Source organism: Methanoregula sp. (assembly GCA_026625165.1).
Lineage (GTDB): Archaea > Halobacteriota > Methanomicrobia > Methanomicrobiales > Methanospirillaceae > MVRE01.
Window position 1 is genome coordinate 1,254,692 of sequence record CP112999.1, and the last position, 21,377, is coordinate 1,276,068.

At 52.8% G+C, this 21,377-nt stretch carries 15 protein-coding genes; 7 read left to right on the forward strand and 8 right to left on the reverse strand.

Annotation, left to right across the window (positions count from 1 at the left end; genetic code table 11):
- Positions 1–125: 125 nt before the first annotated feature.
- The 3 genes from OS112_06620 to OS112_06630 all read left to right on the forward strand — a co-directional run bounded on the left by OS112_06620 (position 126) and on the right by OS112_06630 (position 4,268).
- On the forward strand, positions 126–1,445 hold the full coding sequence (locus OS112_06620) for an S-layer protein (GenBank protein WAC04140.1): 1,320 nt from the start codon (positions 126–128) through the stop codon (positions 1,443–1,445).
- A 94-nt stretch (positions 1,446–1,539) separates the two neighbouring features.
- Positions 1,540–3,864 carry a hydrophobe/amphiphile efflux-3 (HAE3) family transporter gene (locus OS112_06625; protein WAC04141.1) on the forward strand — a complete coding sequence of 775 codons (2,325 nt, stop codon included), beginning with the start codon at positions 1,540–1,542 and terminating at the stop codon, positions 3,862–3,864.
- Positions 3,861–4,268, forward strand: coding sequence for a response regulator (locus tag OS112_06630; GenBank protein ID WAC04142.1), 408 nt, complete (start codon positions 3,861–3,863; stop codon positions 4,266–4,268). Before OS112_06625 ends, OS112_06630 begins: the two co-directional genes overlap by 4 nt.
- Positions 4,269–4,484: 216 nt before the next feature.
- Here the strand turns inward: OS112_06630 and OS112_06635 are convergent, their stop codons facing one another.
- A complete protein-coding gene (locus tag OS112_06635; GenBank protein WAC04143.1) occupies positions 4,485–5,012 on the reverse strand; it encodes a hypothetical protein in 528 nt (175 codons plus the stop codon).
- Between the two features lie 315 nt (positions 5,013–5,327).
- Here OS112_06635 and mgtA point away from each other — a divergent pair, with 315 nt between their 5' ends.
- Positions 5,328–7,919, forward strand: coding sequence for a magnesium-translocating P-type ATPase (gene mgtA / locus OS112_06640; GenBank protein WAC04144.1), 2,592 nt, complete (start codon positions 5,328–5,330; stop codon positions 7,917–7,919).
- A 68-nt stretch (positions 7,920–7,987) separates the two neighbouring features.
- Here the strand turns inward: mgtA and OS112_06645 are convergent, their stop codons facing one another.
- Positions 7,988–9,301: a proteasome-activating nucleotidase gene (locus tag OS112_06645; GenBank protein WAC04145.1), complete on the reverse strand. Its 1,314-nt coding sequence runs from the start codon at positions 9,299–9,301 to the stop codon at positions 7,988–7,990.
- Positions 9,302–9,355: 54 nt separating this feature from the next.
- On the opposite strand from OS112_06645, the gene OS112_06650 reads away from it, so the two are divergent.
- The gene (locus tag OS112_06650) at positions 9,356–9,862 is read left to right on the forward strand and encodes a multiprotein bridging factor aMBF1 (protein WAC04146.1); all 507 of its coding nucleotides are present in this window, start codon (positions 9,356–9,358) and stop codon (positions 9,860–9,862) included.
- Between the two features lie 81 nt (positions 9,863–9,943).
- Here the strand turns inward: OS112_06650 and OS112_06655 are convergent, their stop codons facing one another.
- Positions 9,944–10,120 (reverse strand): type II toxin-antitoxin system RelE/ParE family toxin, encoded by a 177-nt coding sequence (locus OS112_06655; GenBank protein ID WAC04147.1) that lies wholly within the window; start codon positions 10,118–10,120, stop codon positions 9,944–9,946.
- 93 nt (positions 10,121–10,213) lie between these two features.
- Positions 10,214–14,224 (reverse strand): PAS domain S-box protein, encoded by a 4,011-nt coding sequence (locus OS112_06660; protein ID WAC04148.1) that lies wholly within the window; start codon positions 14,222–14,224, stop codon positions 10,214–10,216.
- Between the two features lie 226 nt (positions 14,225–14,450).
- Here OS112_06660 and OS112_06665 point away from each other — a divergent pair, with 226 nt between their 5' ends.
- Positions 14,451–15,158, forward strand: a complete 708-nt coding sequence (locus tag OS112_06665; GenBank protein ID WAC04149.1) for a hypothetical protein — start codon at positions 14,451–14,453, stop codon at positions 15,156–15,158.
- 1,223 nt (positions 15,159–16,381) lie between these two features.
- Here the strand turns inward: OS112_06665 and OS112_06670 are convergent.
- The 4 genes from OS112_06670 to OS112_06685 all read right to left on the reverse strand — a co-directional run bounded on the left by OS112_06670 (position 16,382) and on the right by OS112_06685 (position 19,563).
- Positions 16,382–16,756: a PIN domain-containing protein gene (locus tag OS112_06670; protein WAC04150.1), complete on the reverse strand. Its 375-nt coding sequence runs from the start codon at positions 16,754–16,756 to the stop codon at positions 16,382–16,384.
- Positions 16,757–16,763: 7 nt separating this feature from the next.
- On the reverse strand, positions 16,764–16,931 hold the full coding sequence (locus OS112_06675) for a hypothetical protein (GenBank protein ID WAC04151.1): 168 nt from the start codon (positions 16,929–16,931) through the stop codon (positions 16,764–16,766).
- A 125-nt stretch (positions 16,932–17,056) separates the two neighbouring features.
- Positions 17,057–17,317: a hypothetical protein gene (locus OS112_06680; protein WAC04152.1), complete on the reverse strand. Its 261-nt coding sequence runs from the start codon at positions 17,315–17,317 to the stop codon at positions 17,057–17,059.
- Positions 17,318–17,580: 263 nt separating this feature from the next.
- Positions 17,581–19,563, reverse strand: coding sequence for a phospholipase D-like domain-containing protein (locus OS112_06685; GenBank protein WAC04153.1), 1,983 nt, complete (start codon positions 19,561–19,563; stop codon positions 17,581–17,583).
- Positions 19,564–20,168: 605 nt separating this feature from the next.
- Between OS112_06685 and OS112_06690 the strand changes: the two genes are divergently transcribed.
- Positions 20,169–21,041 carry an alpha/beta hydrolase gene (locus OS112_06690; GenBank protein WAC04154.1) on the forward strand — a complete coding sequence of 291 codons (873 nt, stop codon included), beginning with the start codon at positions 20,169–20,171 and terminating at the stop codon, positions 21,039–21,041.
- Positions 21,042–21,377 lie beyond the last annotated feature (336 nt).

Genomic DNA, 21,377 nt, shown 5'->3' on the forward strand with positions numbered 1-21,377 from the left:
ATGTACCATCGTCAGGTTATCAAACGGGAATTTTCTTCCGGCACGGACACCCCGGCACTCCGGGCAGAAAGAGAGACGGAACATCCTCAACCCGGTTTTATGGATCCCGGAAAGGGACGGCAGGCATGGCAACACTGATTGCCGGAAGAACGGGCTGCGCAGTCATCACCGTTCTTCTCATCGTAGCATGCTGCACCGCTCCTGTCATCGCAGCGACAAGATATATCGACTCAAGCCCGGACCTGTCAGCGGCAATCTCCGGCATCAACGAGTTTTCGCCGGGCCAGGATGCGACCATCAGTATTGTCGTACAGAACAACGGCCTCAATACATACAAATTTGTGGACTGGGGCACAATTGAGCCTGACGACCTGCCCAATACCGCAAAACTCGTGACCATCTGGGTTGAATCAGGCAACGCCCCCATTATCATCAAAACGGACCCGCAGCGGGTGGGCGACATCAAGGGTACGGGCACGGTTACTGTGAAGGTGAACGCAAAAATCCTGAATAATGCGACGGAAGGCCGGTACGAGCTCCCGCTCATCATCCGGTATAAGTACCTCGCATCGTCGGACCAGGAAGCAAGAGAGAACATCCAGTTCCTGTACAAACCGGTAACCCGGATCATCCCGCTGGTGGTAAAGATCAAACCACGGGTTGACATCGAAGTGCTGGAAGTGACGCCCGGGAACCTGAACGTAGGGATGGAAGGGTACCTGGACCTCAGGATAAAAAACATCGGTTCAGAGGACGGGAAACAGGCAACGGTGAAGATTACCCGCAACGGGGCAAGCCCGGTCATCCCTACGGACACCAGCGTATTTGTCGGAGATTTCCCGCAAGGAGAGGTCATGACCTGCCGGTACAAGGTCGCGGTCTCCGGCAATGCGGAGAAGCAGACGTACCCGCTTGATGTGGCAGTGACCTATAAAAACAATGAGGGGACCGTTGTCACGTCTTCACCCTATACCATCGGGATTCCCGTCGGCGCCAAGACAGAGTTCCTCGTGGCATCGGCACCGCCGCAGGTGACTGCCGGTTCAAAGGGAGTGATCCTCGTAGACTACCAAAACGCCGGGGATACTACGGTATATAATGCACAGGCGCGGATCACGGCCGTTGATCCCTTCTCAAGCAGCGACGACACCGCATACCTCGGGAACATGGAACCCGGTGAAACCGCGACAGCCCGGTATGACGTGCAGGTAGACCGGGCAGCTGAGCCCACGGTATATGCTTTCGACAGTAAACTCCGGTATCGCGATGCACTTGGCAACAGCCAGATCTCTGACATGGTTACGGTGACCGTGCAGGTTGTTCCCGCTCCTTCGGGTACCGTGGCAGGGCTGCCGGTCCCCCTCTTCGCAACAGGCATCATCATTATTGTGATTGCTGCCGGAACCGTCGTGCTGGCCGGGCGGTACAGGAAGGGGAAGCAATGAGCGTACCTGATGCCGGTGCATGTTGGGAGAATCCCGTGAAAAGATGCAGGTTTTATGCACCTGATGCACGCCGGGCAGGGCGAGAGAGAGACAAATGATCAAGGAACTTTTTGAAGGCATCGCCGGTACGATCAACCGCAGGCCCCGGTTGGTTGCCGTGATGGTTGTCGCCCTTTTCTGCATCGGTCTCTTCGGCACGACTATGCTCGTCATGCAGACGGGATGGGAGACCTACGTGGAAAAGGACTCCCCCGCAGGGGCCCTGCAGGCAGACTATGACAATGACTACAAGTCAGATTCGATCATCCTCATCATCGAAGCCGGTGACCCGCTGAGCCCGGATGTCCTTGCGTATATCGATAATCTCGAAAAGGATTTCCGGCAGCAGCGGAATATCCAGAGCACAATCAGCATCGTCGATATCCTGAAAAGTGCCAATGGCGGCACGCTCCCTTCGTCCCGGGCGGACACGGACTTCATCGTCGCCTCACTTCCTGAAAGCACCCGCAGCCAGCTCGTTCCTTCAAATGTCCTCACCCTTGTCCAAATCCAACTTGACCAGGGATTGCCGGATAACATTCAGAAATCAGCACTGGCGACAGTGACAGCGATCATAGATAATTCCAACGCGCCCCCGGGAGTAAGCGTGAAACTCTCCGGCACACCGGCGTTCATGCAACAGTTGGAAGCAGGACTGACGAGCAACATGGGTATCCTGATCGGCGGGGCGATGGTCCTGATGATCCTCACGATGGGGATCCTCTTTTCTTATGTCCGCTACCGGTTCATGCCGGTCCTGCTTGTGGCGGTCGGGCTTGTGACCTCCCTTGGCCTGATGGGTCTTGCCGGAATCAAACTGAACCTAGCGGTGATCGGCGCCTTCCCTGTCCTGATCGGCCTTGGGATAGACTATGCGATCCAGTTCCATGCCCGGTTTGACGAGGAGGCGCGGAAAGGATCGCCTGAGGCTGCGGTCTTCATGACGGTAACCCGCACCGGGCCTGCCGTCCTGTATGCGATGCTTGCCACCTGTATGGGATTTTTGGCGATGTTTGTCTCAGACGTCCCGATGATCCGGTCGTTTGGCATTGTGTCCATCATCGGCATCTTCATCTGCTACTGGATCTCGTGCATCGGCATGCCAACGCTCGGACTCCTGCTGAATTACAAGCCCAAACAGCTGAAAACAGAAGAGTGCTATGCGGTGGGGACTGATGCCTGCGACTCGATCATAGAGAGCCCAACAAAAGCCCGTATCAATAAAAAAGGGAAGAAAAGTTCATTCTCGTACGGCCAGTTCCTCACGAACGTTTCAGTAAAGATTGCAAAAAATCCCATACCCATCCTTGTGATTGCCGCCTGCATAGCGTTCGTCGGGTTCCAGATCGATCCGACTATTCCGGTCCAGTCCGACGAGAACTCTTTTGTTCCGACGGATATGCCAGCGAAGATCAATGCTGACAAGGTCACCCGCATCCTGGGATCAACCGATACCGCGGACTTCTTTGTCCGGGGCTCGCGTGTGACAGATCTCGATACCGTGATCTGGCTCAAGAAGTTCCAGGATTACGAGCTCTCGCACCATCCGGAAATTACTGCGTCGACGAGCATCGCCACTTACATCCTCCAATATAATGGCGGCGTGATGCCGGAAACGCAGGCCTCTCTTGATGCTGTGCTGGGGAAAATACCGGTAGAGACCCGGAGACCGTACATCAGTGGCGAGATGAGTGCGGTCATCAAGTTCAACACCATCAAACTCGACATGGGCCAGAAGAACACCCTGAAAAATCTGATGATCAAGGATATCATATTCCTCGAACCTCCAACCGGGATTACCATAAACCCAACAGGTAATTTTGAATTGTTCACCAGTCTGCTCTCATGTCTGGCGGAATCGAAAGAGCTGATGACTATTCTCGGTTTTATCTTTATCTTTGTTTTTCTCATTCTCGTGTATCGTCACATCAATGCAGTATCGCCAATCATCCCGATCGTCTTCATCGTCGGCTGGAACGCCGTCATGATGTATATCCTTAACATCCCCTATACCCCGCTGACGGCAACCCTCGGTTCGATGACCATCGGTGTTGCCGCGGAATACACGATCCTTGTGATGGAGCGGTACGCGGAAGAGGAGGAGCGGCTTCACGATCACATCGCCGCCATACAGGAGAGCGTCCGGAAGATCGGCACCGCTATCACGGTCTCGGGCCTTGCCACGTTCTTCGGGTTCTCGGCACTCTGCCTTGCGACATTCCCCATCATAAGCAATTTCGGCATCACGACCCTGATTGCTGTCGGGTTCTCCCTGATCGGCGCGATCTTCATCATGCCAGCGGTGCTTTCCCTGATCGGCGGGGTCTCCGAATGGCTTGAGACGAGAAGGACTCATGATAATCCTGAAGGAAGCGGATGACTGCAGTATTGTTTGTTGATGCAGACCGGACGATCTTCTCCTGCGTCTCCCACATATTTGAAAAATACGGATCGGTATCATTATTCCATGTATCGTGCGGGGAGGAGGCGCTGGCATGGCTCTCACGGTACCACGCGGACGTGATTGTTTCGGATTACAACCTTCCTCAGATGAACGCGATCGAACTGCTTCATACCCTAAGATCCCAGGGGTTCTCCATTCCGTTCATATTTTTTACAGAAGATGACACCAGCCGGCTGAAATACGACGCATACCGGGAAGATGTCTTCGGGGTTATCCCAAGAAACGGTTTAGAGAAAAAACCGATCCTGAAACTGTTGCGCCTTATCTGCTGGGCTTCAGGAGGCCATGAGGTGGATTATCCGTTCAGTACTGAAGAATAAGCGCGGGAAGGGTGCCAACCCGGCATCCCGCTCACGATGCTTTCGGACGGGATCAGAATTACGCCCTGCCCGGACATCACCTTTGATGGAGATCCCCTCCTTTTTTCACACTGGGTCAACAGTAGTAATTTAAAAAAAATCCTGATCATTAATTCCAGGAACCAACTCAATCCGATCCCTGCAATAAAAGTGATCGCCAAGTTCCGGGAATAAAAATTATTTGACAGTTATGGTTCCCTTAAAAGCACCATTAGTAGTTGACATCCAGTCATAGGTTCCAGCCTTGTCAAATGTATAACCAAACGAGCCTCCCGAGGAAAGAGTCCCTGAGGTAAACAAACCTTCGATTTTGACTACATTTTCCCGGGCCATCATCTGGTTTTCCCATACGACTTTGGTCCCTTTCTCTATGACAACCGTGCCTGAGGGATCAACTGTATTATAATTGGTCAGTTTAATGGTAACTACGGCCTGAGGTGCCGGCGTCGCTGTTGGTTCTGCAGTAGTATTTACGGGGGCGGGTTTTACCGTAGTCGCAACCACCGTGGGTGCAACAGTGGTTTCCATTGCCGTCAGTGCAACCGTTGGCGCAGCGGTTGGCGCAGCCGTTATTGCTGGAGATGTTGCGGGCGGGGTTACTGATGATGCAGGTGGAGCCTGTGATGAACATCCAGCAATACCTGCAGAGAGAATAATTAAAAATGTCATCAGGATTCTCATCAGAGCGACTGAATGTTTTCTCATAATAGTATCACACTTTTTTTTTGTAAGGAGAAATTTGTTTGGTTGATTTTTTTTCATAAAATAAAAAGATAATAGTAAAATACAGACGTTCGTCGGTGCATAGACACGCCAACAGAATCGAAATGCCACCTGACAATTTTCACCATCGGTCTTCACTCGTTTTAATTTTTAATCCAATTCTTTGTAGGGAACATCCGTGCTCTTTTATACCTGTCCTCTCGCAAGATTCATTACGGAAAAACCCCTTCCAACACACGAGGAAGGATATGCAGGAGGGATGGGTATCGGCAGCCCGTTTCCGGACCAGTTCCTGTCATGTTCATACAAAGGGGAGGTGACATCATCGATCCACTCTATACCCTCACACAGGATCAACTTCTCGACAAGCTCAGGACGTCGGTTAACGGCCTGACTGCACAAGAGGCAGAACGCCGGCTTGAAGAGTACGGCACAAACGAAGTCTCGAGGGTCCGTCCCAACCCTGCCCTTGAGATCCTTGCACTTTTTAAAAACCCGCTTGTTATCATCCTTCTCATTGCAGCTGCAATATCCATTGTCGTCGGCGAGATCACCGAGGCCTGCATCATCATATTTATCGTTCTTGCAAGTGTCATCCTGGATTTTTACCAGGAATACCGGGCAGGCAACGCCGTTGAACTCCTAAGGGAGAAGATTACAACAACAGCAACGGTCACCCGTGACGGGAGACGGCAGGAGATCCCGTTAAGCCGGCTGGTCCCCGGTGACCTCATCAGCCTCTCCGCCGGGGACATTGTCCCGGCAGACGCCCGGATTATCACATCGCATGATTTTTTTATCAACCAGTCGGCGCTGACCGGCGAACCCTACCCGGTCGAGAAAACGAATGCCCCGGGCAAAACCTCCGATCAACCGGCCGACCGTGAAGACGCTGTCTTTTTAGGCACCTCTGTTGTCAGCGGGTCGGCAACCGCGATCGTGACACGGACTGGATCTAAGACAGAGTATGGCAAAATTGCCCGGATGCTCACACAGCGTCCGCCGGAAACCGAGTTCGAAAGGGGCCTTTCAAGCTTCGGGTCGCTCATGATGCGGCTTGTATTCTTCCTTGTGATCTTTGTCTTTTTTGTCAATGCCCTGCTGCATCACGGGATCCTGGATTCGCTCCTCTTTGCCGTCGCCCTTGCGGTCGGGATGACCCCGGAACTCCTCCCCATGATCCTCTCCATCAACCTGTCCAACGGTGCGATTGCGATGTCAAGGAAAGGTGCGATCGTCAAGCACCTTGCATCGATCCAGAATTTCGGGAGCATGGACGTCCTGTGTACGGACAAGACCGGCACCCTGACCGAGAACCGGATCTCGCTTATAAAACACGTTGATTGTGACGGGACCGACAGCGACCGGGTGCTGCTGTATTCATTCCTGAACAGTTACTACCAGACCGGCCTGAAAAGTCCCCTTGACGATGCCATACTCCGGTTCCGTAAACAGGACACCAGTACGTATGAGAAGATCGATGAGATGCCGTTTGATTTTATCCGGAAACGCGCTTCAATCGTTGTTTCAACCGGTACTGATACTATTCTCATAACCAAAGGTGCGCCTGAGGAGATCCTCAGGGTATGCGATTCCTGCGCCAGGGGAAGCGGCATTGTCCCGTTGACGGATGAGTGGCAGGACAAGATCACCCGGCTGTACATGGAACTGAGCGGGGACGGGTTCCGCACGCTCGGGGTGGCATACCGGCCTGTTCAGTCCGGCCGGAGCCGGTATGCAACGGATGAGGAGACCCACATGATCTTCCTGGGGTATGTCGCCTTTATTGACCCCCCAAAGATGACTGCCGCAGAATCCCTGCTTCTGATCAAAAATTCGGGGATCGATGTCAAGATCCTGACCGGTGACAACGAACTGGTTACCCGTAAAACCTGCGAATCCCTCGGTTACACAATCAAAGGTGTGTTGACCGGGCCCGACATTGAAGAGATGGACAATGAAGCGCTGGCCCGGGTCGTAGAGAACAACAACATCTTCACGCGGGTAACACCGATCCAGAAAGACCGGATCATCAATGCATTAAAAAGGAACGGCCATGTCGTCGGGTTTCTTGGGGACGGGATCAACGATGCCCCGTCGATCCGGACAGCCGATATCGGAATATCGGTGGACAATGCCGTTGACATTGCCAAGGAATCCGCAGATATCATCCTATTGAAAAACGACCTCCGCGTCCTCCAGGACGGGGTTATCGAAGGGCGCAAAACGTTTGGCAATACGTTAAAATACATCATGATGGGGACAAGTTCCAACTTCGGCAACATGTTTTCCGTCGCGGGAGCTTCCCTCTTCCTCCCGTTCCTCCCGATGCTCCCCATCCAGATCCTGCTCAATAACCTGCTGTATGATTTTTCCCAGACAACGATCCCGACCGATGCCGTTGACGACGAATACGCGGAACGTCCCAAGCACCTCAACATCGTTTTTATCCACAGGTTCATCAGTATCTTCGGCCCCATCAGCTCGCTCTTTGACTTCCTGACGTTTTTCATCATGATTTATGTCTTCCAGGCAGCCGGTGCCCTTTTCCAGACTGCATGGTTCATCGAATCGATCTGCACGCAGGTCGCCGTCATCTTCGTGATAAGGACAAAGAGGGTACCCTTCTATACGAGCCGGCCGAGTATGTACCTTCTCGCCAGTACATTACTGGTGATTGTAATCGCATGCGCACTGCCGTTTACCGTGCTTGGGGCCATCTTCGGGTTCGTTCCCCCGCCGGCACCATTCTTTGCCGTGCTGATCGGCCTTGTGATCGGGTACCTGGTCCTTGTTGAACTGACAAAAAAATGGTTTTACCAGCATTACGGGAACCTTGTCGATGGTTCCCCCTTTGATCATAAAAGCGAAGGGACACAAGGTAAGTGAGAAAAGATGTGTACCCTGTTCAGGAGGGCATCAGGGTAATTTTACTTAAAAAAGGGTTGGGGAAATAGTTACGCAAACATTGCGCCTTCGATATCAACTGGACGGTTGCGGTTGAAATCCGTCGCGACCTTCTCGATCGCCCAGAGGAAGTCCTGCCGGGTAATCGAAGTGTGCTCTTTGCGGATTGCACACATACCGGCTTCCATGCAGATCGCTTTTAAGTCCGCCCCGTTCTTCCCTTCAGTGGATGCGGCGATCTCATCGAGGTTCACGCTCTCGTCCATGGTGAGGGCGCGGGTATGAACCTTTAAGATCGAGAGCCGTCCCTTTACATCAGGTAGCGGGATCTCGATGATCCGGTCAAAACGGCCAGGCCGCAGGAGAGCACGGTCAAGGATATCGATCCGGTTCGTGGCCCCGATGATCTTCACGTCGCCCCGGTTCTCAAACCCGTCCATGCCGGAAAGGAGCTGCATGAGCGTCCGCTGCACCTCCCGGTCCCCGCTGGTGTTTGCCTCGGTGCGGGATGCCCCGACTGCGTCGATCTCATCGATGAAGATGATCGTCGGGGCTTTTTTCTTTGCAAGGTCGAAGAGCTCGCGCACGAGCCGGGCGCCCTCCCCGATATATTTCTGGACAAGCTCTGACCCGACAACCCGCATGAAATTGGCATTGGTCTCGTGCGCCACTGCTTTTGCAAGGAGCGTCTTCCCGGTCCCCGGAGGCCCGTGGAGTAGGACGCCCTTGGGCGGGTCAATGCCGATCCGCAGGAAGAGGTCGGGGCGCTTGAGCGGGAGTTCCACCGCTTCCTTGATCTCGGTGATCTGGGCTTCAAGCCCCCCGATGTCCGCATAGGTCTCCTGCGGGGAGTCCACCACTTCCATCCCGTAGACCTGCGCATCGAAACTCGTGGGGAGGAGTTCGACGATAGCAAGCGACTGCTGGTTGAGGGTGCACCGGATCCCGGCCTTTAAGTCCTCTGCACTGATGCTTGGGGAGCTGCGCACTAGGAAACGCGGTCCTGCACTGCTCCGGACAATAACACGGTTTGCATCGATCACGTCGGTGATGGTCCCGATGATGAGCGGGGGGCTCCGGAGCTGCTCGCTCTCGCTTTTCAGCTTGCGCACCTCCCTCTCGAACCGAATCTTCTGGGTCTCGGTATAGCGCCTGTCCGCATCGGTCTGCCGGAGCTGTTCGCGCAGTTCCATGTTCCGTGCTTCGAGATCGAGGATGCGCTTATTCAGCTGCTCGTCGAGTTCATGCTTGTCGTTCTCGATCTGCACCAGCTGGTCACGGAGCTGTTCAGACAGTGAACGGTAGAAACGGTACAGGTCTTCAGGGGTCTGGGGGTCCTGTGCCGTATGCAGGATGTCTCCCATTATGGTATCAATTAGATATTTAGGGAAAAGCATATAAAGAGTTTCTGAGCTTTTATGCAGTGCGAAATGTGCGGGGAAACGATCCGCGGGATGGCAAAACTTGTACGGGTCGAAGGGGCTGAACTGCAGGTCTGCGGCAGGTGCGAAAAATATGGCACCGAGGTGCAGCAGCCAAAGAGGACTGATGTCCGCCGTCCGGTTGCCGGCCCGGTGTCAGCGGCCAGGCCTGCGGCCGTCCCTTTAGCCCGCCGGAAACGGGACCTCTTTGACTTCATGGAAGGCGAGATCGTCGATGATTATGCGGCCCGGATCAGGAATGCCCGCATGGCAAAAGGCCTCTCCCAGAAAGACCTTGCGATGCAGATGAAAGAGAAAGAGCATCTCGTAAAAAAGATCGAGAACGCGGAACTGATCCCTGAAGAGGGTGTGCGCAAAAAACTGGAAAAGGCGCTTGAGATCCGGCTGATCGAAGGCCCGGTTGAGAGTACGGAGAAGAAAGTGGCAGACAAGCTCGCCCCGACCCTGGGCGACGTGACAATTATCAGGAAAGTGAAGAAATAATTTTTTTTGTCTTTTTTCATTTTTTTTATCGCGGGACGGTTTTGGGCACTGCGCGGGGTCCTTTAAAAAATTGTGAAACGATCAATAAACTTCGTCGTGATGCGCAAAATCGATGAGGATAATCTGCTGCTTTTTCTTTTCGATTTTAAAAACAAGTACGTAATGGCCGATGTGAAAGCGCCGTGTGCCCTTCAGCCGGTTCCTGAGGGGCTTGCCAATCTCCGGGTTTTTTGCCAGTCCCCGTAATTTCTTCGCCACCTGTTCAAACCGCGCCGGATCCTAATTTTACCATCTTCCTGAACACGGCCTCTCCTGCTTTTTAAAATCGGGATATAGGCGGAAGTATCGAACTCACTGCTCCTTCACCGGGATACTGATATGGTAAACTGCCCCTGCTCCGGTCCGGTCAAGCATGATCGTGCCGAAAAGCTGCTCAACAAGGATATTAACCAGCCGCAGGCCCAGCGTGGATGAGGTCGTAGCATCAAATTCTTCCGGCACTCCGACACCGTCATCGGCGAGGGTAATCTCGAGCCGGCCTTCTATCTCCCGTGCCTCGATCTTTATTGTGCCTTTCCGGTCACCGGGGAATGCATGTTTTAACGCGTTACTCACCAGCTCGTTCATGACGAGCCCCAGCGGGATGGCGGTGTTGATGTCCAGCATGATATTCCGGCCTTTGATTTCGAGTTTTATCCTGCCCGGGCTCAAGCCGTAGAACGAAACCTGCGAGTTGGCAAGCGAGGATAGGTAACTGACAAACTCGATGTGGGCAAGGTCCATCCCTGTGTACAGCTTCTCGTGCACCATCGACATCGCCCGGATGCGCTGGGTGCTCCCCTTTAACGCTGCAATGACCTTCGGGTCGGTGATCGTGCGGGACTGCAGGTTTAAAAGCGAGATGAGGATCTGGAGGTTGTTTTTCACCCGGTGGTGGACTTCCCGCAGGAGAACGACCTTCTCGTCAAGCGATGCGTTCAGCTCTTCAGTCCGGATCTTCACTTTCTGTTCGAGTTCCTCGTTGAACTGTTTCAGCAGAGCTTCGACTTTCTTCCGTTCCGTGATATCCCGGACAACCCCGAGCATCACCTTCGTTCCCTGGATAGTAACGACATGGGTGTTGATTTCTACAGGGATGATAGTGCCGTCCTTGGCCCGGTACTCAGTCTCGAATCGTGCAGTGCCGGTTGTTCGTTGTGCTTCAAGGATTTTTTCAACAGGCGGGTTATGGTATTCCGTAGCGATATCGAGCGGGGTTTTTGCAAGCATCTCTTCCTTGGTATATCCCAGCATCCGGTAAGTGACATCGTTGACCTCAGTGAATCTGCCGGGTGTCCCGTCATCCCTGATCGCGTGGATGTGGATCGCATCGGTGGTATTGTTGAATATATCGCGGAACTTCTGCTCGCTCTGCAGGATCGCGGCTTCTGCTTTTTTCCGTTCTGTGATGTCCCGTACAATTGACAGGAACACTGTTTTTCCAAGAAGGGTAATTTTGTGAGCATTGATCTCAACCGGAACAAGTATCCCGTCTTTTCTCCGGTGTTCTGTCTCAAATGTTGCACGACCGGAGGTATGTAATTCCCGCATTATTTCATCGAAGGGCCGGCTAAAGTAATCCGTGTCGATTTTAAGTGGGCTGAGCTGGAGCATTTCTTCCTTGGTGTAAAGAACCATCCGGCAGGCAACATCATTAAGATCGAGAAACCTGCCGGGAAGCCCGTTGTCCAGAAGCTCCACGATCTCAATCGCATCGTTTGCATTGTCAAATATTTCACGGAATTTCCGCTCGCTCTCCCGCAGGGCTTCTTCCGATCTCCGTCTCTGGAGATTTCCCCACACCCCCTGCATCAGGAGCGTCAGACGGGTCACATCGGCTTCGTCGTAATCTGACGGCTTGTTGGCAACCGCTGCAACTATCACGACCTTCCCGTCATCAAGTATCGGGAGCGAGAGGAACCGCGTGATCCTGACATGCCCTTCCGGCAGTCCTTTCTTGCCGGGATGGGGGGTAGCATAATCATTGACAATTTTCGGCGTGCGTGTCCGAACGGCATCCGCCCAGATGCCGGCTTTTTCAATGGGGAAATGGATGGGGGATGCAGCAACCCTGCAGTCCTGCATGGTTGACTTCGACCACGAGATGATATCCATCACTGATTCGTCCGGTATCATTGTCCCGATGAATGCGAGCGTGCTCCCGGTCATCCGGCAGGCTGCCTCCATGACATATCCGGATAACTCCGTTTCGCTGACACCCCGCATCTCGGAGACCTTCACCAGTGTCTCGAACCGCTCGCGTGTCAGCCGTTCTTCCTCCTCCATTTTTTTCCGGGCCGTGATGTCAAGGTACGTCCCCAGTACCCCGATAATTTCATCATTGGCATCCCGCAGCGGGACTTTGCTTGTCAGGAGGTGGATCTTCTCTCCTGTAGGGGTCGTCTGAGGCTCCTCGAAGAGGAGTTTTACCTTTCCGGTCTCGATCACGTTGCGGTCGTCCCCCCGGTAGAGCTCGGCCTGGTCCCGCCAGCCCATCGCGTAATCGTCCTTCCCGATGATGTCCTCAGGCCTCTCAAAACCGGCATCGAGAGCAAACGGGGTATTGCAGCCGAGATAGACGAGGTTTTTATCTTTCCAGAAGACACGGACGGTGATGCTGTTGATTACAGCTTCAAGGAGCTGGCGGGACTCGTGCAGCGCTTCCTCCGCCTGCTTGCGGGCGGTGATATCCAGCGAGTACCCGATCATGCCGACAGGCGTTCCGGTCTGATCCTTTAAAAGCGAGAGGGAGAGGTGAATATAAAAGATCTCTCCGGTTTTTCTTCGCACGCGTACTTCAACCTCATGGGATCCTTTTTCCCTGAGAGGGGCTATGACATCGTAACTCAGCACATCCTGTTCATCGTCCGGGTAGATGAACGAGATATTCCTGCCAAGGGATTCTTGTTGGGTATACCCGTACAGCCGTTCAGCGCCCTTGTTCCAGCTTGTCACCATGCCTTCCAGATCCGTAGTGATGATGGAATCATGGGCCTGATCGATAACCTCGGCCTGATGGCGCAGTTCCTCTTCCGCCTTTTTACGCTCGGTAATATCCCTTCCAATCACCTGCATACCCGAGAAAATGCCATCTTTTATGATCGGGGATCCGAATAATTCCATGATAGCATAACTGCCGTCTTTTTTCCGGATACGTATCACAAGCAACTCTGAATTGTCGTTTCCCTCCATATTTTTCCGGACAAGTTCATAGACAGAACCCAGATCATCGGGATGTACGAGATCCCCCGGCGTTTTCCCTATGACTTCATCGGGATTATATCCAAGAATTTTTTCAACGGATGGGGCGATATACGTCGTCCTGCCTTTATCGTCCGTAAGCATGATGATGTCCGAACTGCGTTCGGCAACGCCACGGAACTTCTCCTCGCTCTCCCGCAGGGCCTCTTCTATCCGTTTACGGTTCGTGATGTCGGTAAGGAACAGCGTGAGTCCGATGACATTGCCGTTCTCATCAGTGATCGGGTTGTAGATATCCTCATACCACAGGCGTTCGAGTGCAGAATCCCCATATGCTTCGGTAACCGTGAATGATTCCCCGACCAGTGCGCGATCAAAATTGGTAACTGCCTTTTTCCGGTCTTCCGGACTCCGTATGTAATCGAGCATGCTGTTCCCGAGAGCGATATCAACTCCCCAGATCCGTTTCATCGTCCTGTGGTGGTTATTATTAAACGCAATATACCGGTACTGCCGGTCGAGGGCGAAGATCACAACCTCTTTCGGGCTCTCAACCACTCCATGTAAAACCGAATATGACCTCTCCAGTGCCTCTTCAGCCTGTTTGCGCTCGGTGATGTCTGTATGGGCTGAGATCCAGACGCTCCCGAATTCGGGATGTTCGAACGTGGATACAACTGCAAGACACCAGAATGTCGTGCCGTCTTTTTTGATGTTTTTGACTTCCCCTCTCCATTCGCCTGTTTCATCGAGGGCTTTCATAATCTCATCAGCAGTATCCCGGGGGCTCATTTTTTCTTCGGGAGCATTGACGACAGAGACATGTTTACCGATTAACTCCCCTTCTTCGTAACCGAACATCATTTCAAATTTGGAATTTGCATACACGATCACGCCATCGCGGGCCCGGATCAGGTAAACACCTTCTGCAATGGTTTCGAAGATCTGGTTCTTGAGGCGGAGCGCCTGTCGCTCACCTGCCGGGAGATCAAACGCTTTCCCATTGCCCCGGCTGCGGACAGAAAGTACGGCCCGGCAAACAGTTCTGCTACAATTGCGGGACCCGCCTCCAGTAGCCCGGTCTTTTACATTAAGGAGAGATGATGAACCCAGCCATCTCAATTTTTTTTTATCGCAAAAAAAATTTTAAAAAAAATTTCATTTCCAAAATTTTTTAGCTCAATAAAATCCCACGGCCAAAAATTTCCCGGAAATTTTTTATAAAAAAAAAGAGCACGGGAATTTTTATTGAGGTGAAAAACCAGTCACTAACCGCTGACGTATCAGGACTCCGGGGGGTAAGTAAAAATTCATGGAGGTCCATACACCTGATGAAAGGGTATACAGTATGGCCGATCACTACGGATATGCCGGTCTCCTGCCGGTCGCGCTTCTCTTAATTGTCTGCCTGTATCCGGTCATGTTTGCCATGCCGGTGTCGGCGGCCGATGTGGAGATCGATGCAGAAATGGGAGACATTGTCACGATCAGCGGGGTATCCTATGTCAGCGACACAATGTACCTGTTCCTCACCGGCCCGGGCCTTCCCTCAAACGGCGTGATGCTGACCAGTCCCACCCGGCGGGCAGACCAGGGCGAGTTCAACACCGTTGACGTTGCCAGCGACCAGACATGGTCCTTCCGGTGGGACACCAGCCGGGTATCCTCCTACCTCGACCCCGGGACTTACACTGTTTACGCCACGAGCGAGCCGGTTGACAAGGCACACCTTGGCGGTTCGGGCTCGTATAAAACCGTTGATGTCTGGCTCAAGGACCCGGATATCCCGAAGGGATCGTCAGGCGCAAAGGCATCATATACCCTCAACCCGGAGAAACTCTCGTCCAAATCGACCGTGGTGCCGACGCTTGTCTTCACGTCTGCCACACCTTCACCCACGCCAGAGACCGTGATGACGACGGTTCCACCAGCCCCACAGACAACGGCAACGACCGCCCCCACAAAGGCCGCACTCCTGCCGGTAACCTCCCTGCTGGCGGTACTGGTGTGCATGGCATTCGTCCTGTTACGGAAGCGGACGGGCAATGGGAAATAAACCGGTAATAAAAAAATTTGGTTCTGATAAGTTGTCGGTTGATAGGTAATTATTTACAAGAGCAAAAAATTTTGATAACCCGTTTACTTATCAGCACCGACCTGACAACCAGTGCAGTAAGAACCCGTAATTCCCCCCATCAAAAAACCAGATTACGATCCAAATGCTGGTTCCGGCAATCCTTGAATAAAATGAAGACGAGACACGTTTTCGTCATTGAAGTTTTCTAGAGAGCAAAATTTTTAAAAGAGAATTTATATTTTCAATTTCAATCATGGTATGTGACAAGTATAAAAGATTTAACATTTATTTTTAGTTCGGTGGCGTTTGCATGTTCCCTGTTTTATACAGGTTGGGAAAATCTAACTGTTACTTATCCATTATGCATCGTTCAAAGCTCTCTTTGTGGGGCACAGGTTTCCAGGATAATAGGATTTACCTTAGTTGAAATTTTTGCGTACCTAGGGTTTTGTATTTTATTACAATATGGAACAGGGACTCGTAATAATTAAAATAATAAACTCTTGAGTGGAGGGGGTGCGGTCTTTGGTTCTCCGACGGGAGCATGTTCCCGGAAGGCAATCCCGGGGCTGAAAATATGTCTTATTCCGGAAAAACCAAGTCTTATTCGTCAAAAAATGGTGATTTTTTACACAGTGTACCGACGGTAGTTTAAAATGTCCTTTTAGGTTCTTTCCAGCGGCCGAACGGGTGCAGGATCAGGTTGCAGGACGTTGAAATGATAGGAACCATTGTTTTTGCCCTTATTCCGGAGATTTCCACCGACGGACACCGACGAGGATTTTGGGTATAGGTCAGGCGGGCGTCTGACAACCCATACGTACTGGGATCTGCAAAAAGCCCGGGAGAGAGCAGTACTTTCCCGGACTGCACTCTCCGACGGTGATACGATTCGAGGACTGCCCATTTTACTGGTCCGGCGGCCAGGTTTTTGCATAATGCGGCCATGTTTTTGTAGTTTCGAGGAATTTTATCTACGGGAAGGACCGGCCAGGTATGGCCACGTTCCAACCGATGATAATTCTTAACGTGGCCTGCAGGACGCTGGAAGAAAAAGAATCCCTCTTTTCGGGCTGCGGATATGAAAATCCTGTCGTCAGGTACCATCGGGGAGTCTTGAAAGAGTGTGCGGCTGGGCAGGACGAAGTGCTATGAGGGACTCCTCCTTTATTTCATATTAAGCGGGCGAATGACGGGACAGATTATTTTACGAATTCGACGTCCGGCAAATCTTCAAATTCCCGGTCACCGGTCAGGAAGGGGATGGCGAGCGATTCCGCAACGGAATATCCCACGCAGTCGATGAGCGAGAACTTGCGTCCCTGCCGTGCATAGAGCCTGCGCATCCGGGCTGCCCGCAGGTAATCGCGGTCACCGGGATGGTAGAGCCGCATCCCGTGCCGGACCTGCGAACAGATCTCCTGCGCAGTATCCGGGTAGTCGCGGAAAGCAGCATAAGCGAATTCACAGAGGTTGAACTCTGTAGTCACGAGTACCGCATCTTTGTATGGGAGATAGTCCGGTGAGCCTTTGAGAAACTCGATGATTGCATAGGTGTCGGCAAAAAAAGTCGCCATGATCGATTCAGTCTTTGAGTTCGTCGCTGAGTGCCTGGCTGTCAACCGTCCAGCCTGAAAGAAGCCCGAAGAGTCCTTTTTTGGGGCGGCGTGCCTTTGCCTTTTTCCCGGCTTTGTGATCCGGCATTGCGCCTGATACCGGCCGGACCTGATGATGGACTGACGATGGTAGCATAGTATACTGATCCATAGGTGTCTGATGCATTAATTGTATCTCCTGATGTCAGAAGTTGCGGCAAAAAAAAGGAATGCAGGATGCAGCGGGTCAACTACTATTTCTGTCGCAGGGTTCCCCCGGCCTTACCCCTTCATCACCGGCTTCCACAGGCCGATGCCGTTTTCTTCGGTATCCCGGATGATGGCGACAAGCCCGACACCATTTATCTCAGTCCTCGGCATCAGGATCTTGCCGCCCAGATTCTCCACCTTCGCGATTACCTTGTCGATGTCCTCGACCAGCACGAAGTTTTTGATATTCTCGGTCATCTGCCGCCTATACATTCCGCCCCGGTTCATCGTGCCTTCCTGTGCCGGCCCGGTGCTGATGTCCTGGTACTGCAACGCTGCTGCACTCGCAGGGTCGAGGGAATTGTTCGGTTCGATCTTCCACCCAACGAGAATATACGGGAAAACTCGAAAAGGCGCTCGGCATCCGGCTCCTCGAATCCGTTGCCATTGATGAGGAGAAGAAGGGAAAAGACGTGCTCACCGTGAAACTTTGCGATGTCATGATCATAAGGAATGTGAAGAATTACCTTCTTTCCTCCCCTGTTTTCCTGCTGGAGTGCCGGGTAAAAAATTCGATGAAGGATTCTTTTTTCAGATCAGGGGGCGGGGCTGCGCTTTGCGAAGTACCGGGTAAGAGCGCCTTTCGCCCCGTCCACGTACTCGTCCATCCATGAATCGTCGGTTTCCAAAAAACCCGACCAGCCCTTCTTCTTCTGTTTCTTAAGCTCGGCTTCGCGTGCGCGGAACCGGTAGTGGTCGTAGACATCGAGGACATGGACGGCATACGCCTGCGCAAGCGCCATATCCCCCTGTACGATGACAAGGTTCTCGTCATTGCAGTACGATGCCCGGAACCCGAGGTTATGGCTGCCGAGGATGACCGTGCAGTCTGGCGAGAGCGGATCGATGACAACGATCTTGTCGTGGATGATCGCGCCAACGCTCCCATACGCGGTCTGCTGCTCCATTCCGAAATCCCCAAAGAGTTCATTATCCTCGATCCGGGACCCCCGGACAACCAAGACATTGCCTTCCGTAAATGTGCGGGGGGAATCAGAATCGTCCTTGCCTTCATCGCCGCTGTCACTGCCCTTCCCTTTGTAATTCGGCATCGCCATAGAGCTCGAGACCGCGCCGGTGACAATCAGCTTCCCGTCTTTCCGTCCGATGTCAATCGCTTCGGAGATGATAGAGTCGTTCCCGCGCTGGGAGGGGTAGTAGGCGAGGAAGAGGATAGCGTCCTTTGCCAGTCTCATGAGTCGGTACACGTCTTCAAGATCGGGGGGCGTCTTTTTCCCCACTGATACCGGTTGCATGTTGGGCGAGAACCAGACCCTGACACTTTTCCCATCTCCTTCTTCCACGTTTGCCGGGATTTCGTTGGACTTACGGAAAGGCTTGCCTTGGTAGTTCTTTTTCATCTCTGCGCTGAGGGGATCCGGCAGGGGGAGCTTATCGTTGTCCAGCCGTTCCCAGTAGGCAAGGTACGCCGCGGCCACTGCATCGTCCTCGATTACGATGGCGTTGTTGGACTGTCCCGCGATCCCCGAGAATGTCCAGTTCGTGCTGCCAGTAAGGACGGAACGCGGGCCGCCACCCGGCGGGACGTGGACAACGAATTTGTTGTGGCCGATGTGTCCGGAGTTGTTGAACATCCGGTGCTGGATATCGGCGTGTTCATCGATCAGTTTTTGCCGTGCGGGGGCGTTTCTCTCGTCCCACTTTTTCTTGCTCACCCCGGTGTTTGCGAGGATGAGGTGGATCCGGTCCGTGTTCGTAACAAGCAGGTCGATAAGCTCCTCGTCTTCGAGCTCATACAGCGCGAGGTAGAATTCGCCGGGTCTTTCAAAGAACTCGTGCAGCAGGGGCAGCACATCACCGGCAAGGTACTTCCGGTGCGGGTCCTTGGGATTCTGGATTTTGTGTAAAAGCTCGTTCGGCTCGATCTTCCCGTCTTCCAGAAGCACGTTCTTCAGCCATTGTGCGGCAAGAATCCCGTTCGTGAACGTTGACCGGAACTTCCCGCGCCGGCTCGACACGAGGACCGGGTTTGTCGATACTGCCGGGCCAAGGTAGCCGAGCGGGCGCGGCTCGCCCTCGTACTCCTGTGCCGTGATCAGGATGACCTTGCCATCCGCACCTTTCTCGGGTTTCCCGTCCTTGTCCTTTTTGGACACTGTTACAGTCGCGGGCGTTGGATCGGGTGCAGGTTCAAGGCCGGGTTTCAGGTCCCCTATGGGCCGGATCTCGTACCGGACGTACGCTTCAGCCGGCCGGACTTTCAGGTTGTCGCGTTTCTTCCGTACCGTAAGGTCACGCCACGAAGTCTTCTGGATAGGCCACGTGCCGGTGTCTTGGGCGATCCAGTGAGGGTTACGCTGGCCTTCGAATGCTACCCACGCCGCACACCGAACCCGGTCCTCAGTGCCATCGGCCTTAGTCGCAACCGTCCCGTCCGGATTGAGATACACCCGTGTCACGTCAAAGCCGAGGCAGCCGTCGATCTTCCCGTCCACGTCCCACGCGATGAATACAACCTCGTTGTTCGCGTACGCGTTTGCCGATACTATCCCTGCCATGCGCAGACCTCCCGCAGGCACATCGCGTGGCCGGGCATTCCTGACCTGTTGATCCTGTCCGTTGCCATGATCGGTTCTCCCCACCGGCCGTATGGCCGGTTCTAATAATATACATTATATTTAATACTGATTCTTTTTACTTTGTCGCAGGGATATAGTTTTTGCGTGGCCGGGCCGTAATGGCCGGACCGTAGAACGGTGAAGTGTGGGCAAACCACCGTTTCCTGTGGAGACCGTATGACAGCCTAAGAGCGATGCATTGTTCCGGGCGGATGCGATCTTTGGTTCTCCGACGGTAACCGCGATCCAGAACTTGGGAGTTTACAGGGTGCGGACACGGGTACCGACACTATTTCAGCGAAAACCGACACGGTTATTTTTCGAAGTCCGCGATACGCCGTCCGTTTGGCTGGAATCGGCATCCGGCAGCTTCCAGAAAATACCTCGAGGTAATTGTTATCACCACGAATCACTACCTATTTATAAAAAAAGGAAGAGTTTAATAAAATGGCAGTGTGATCATGAAAGAAAAAACCAGAAAAATCATCCTCAGGGTTTTTTTAGTTATTCTGTCTGTTTTTCTTGTACTTTTCGGGGTAAGTTATGTGAGTTTTGCTCACGATATGAATCTCGCAAAAGAACGTATCTCCACAAGTGAAATTTACACAACGCCGGATGGCGATATCGAATATGCAGTACAGGGAGAAGGAATACCGGTTCTCCTCCTGCACGGTGCAGGTGGTGGTTTTGATTTTGGTCTCTGGTCCGGCAGGGTATTTTTCAAGAACAACCATAAGATAATCTCTGTCTCACGGTTCGGCTATCTCCGTTCACCAATTCCGGAGGATGCATCAATTCAGAAGCAGGCTGCCCAGTATCACATTCTCCTCGATCACCTTAACATCACAAACGTGGTAGTTGTCGGGACTTCCGCGGGAGGTCCTTCAGCGATCCAGTTCGCAAACGATTATCCTGAGAACTGTTCGGGACTCATCCTGATATCTGCAGTCAGCATGCCCGAACCTCAGGGGAGCGAAGAGCCCATGCACATCAAAGTAATTCACCTGATACAGCAATCGGATTATTCCTACTGGCTTTTTTCCCGGCTGGGGCAATCCACCATCCTTGACATGATGGGTATTCCCAAAGGTGTCAATGAACAATTTACCCCGGAACAAAAACAACTGGCACAGGAGATGCTCGATGTGATGCATCCGATGACCTTACGATATGCAGGAACTATCAACGATGCAGAGATGCTTCCTGGCGATGAAATATCTGCGGGGAATATCTCCTGCCCGGTATTGATAATGCATGCCAGGGATGATGCACTGGTGAATTATACCCACGCGATAAACTCTCATGAAAAAATACCGCACTCCCGATTGGTATTATTTGACACAGGAGGGCATGCGATGTTGTCGCAGATAGACCCGGTCAGGGAGAATGTGACACAATTTCTCAATTCATCGATGTAGGAACAGCGTTGCCCGTGCGGCAGGGGCTGTTCGCTCCGGGCGGAAATTGCTAAAAAGATCACGGCGGGCGGGGAGCTGGTCCAAAAAACCCTCCTCCCGGGACCTCCCACGTCCCAAACCACGTGCCCTCCTGCCACCGGTTGCTGTAACATCGCTAAATACGACCGCACCCGTTCCCGCCGGAGAGCCTGCAATTATTCCGGCCCGGATTCCGCATTTTTCGGATGTCGAATGTTGAAAACATGAGACATGAGAAGACAACAGTCTTCGAATATTATGACCGCTGGAATCCGGGGGCCGGGGGAAAAGAGGTACAACCGGGCCCGATATGTGCCC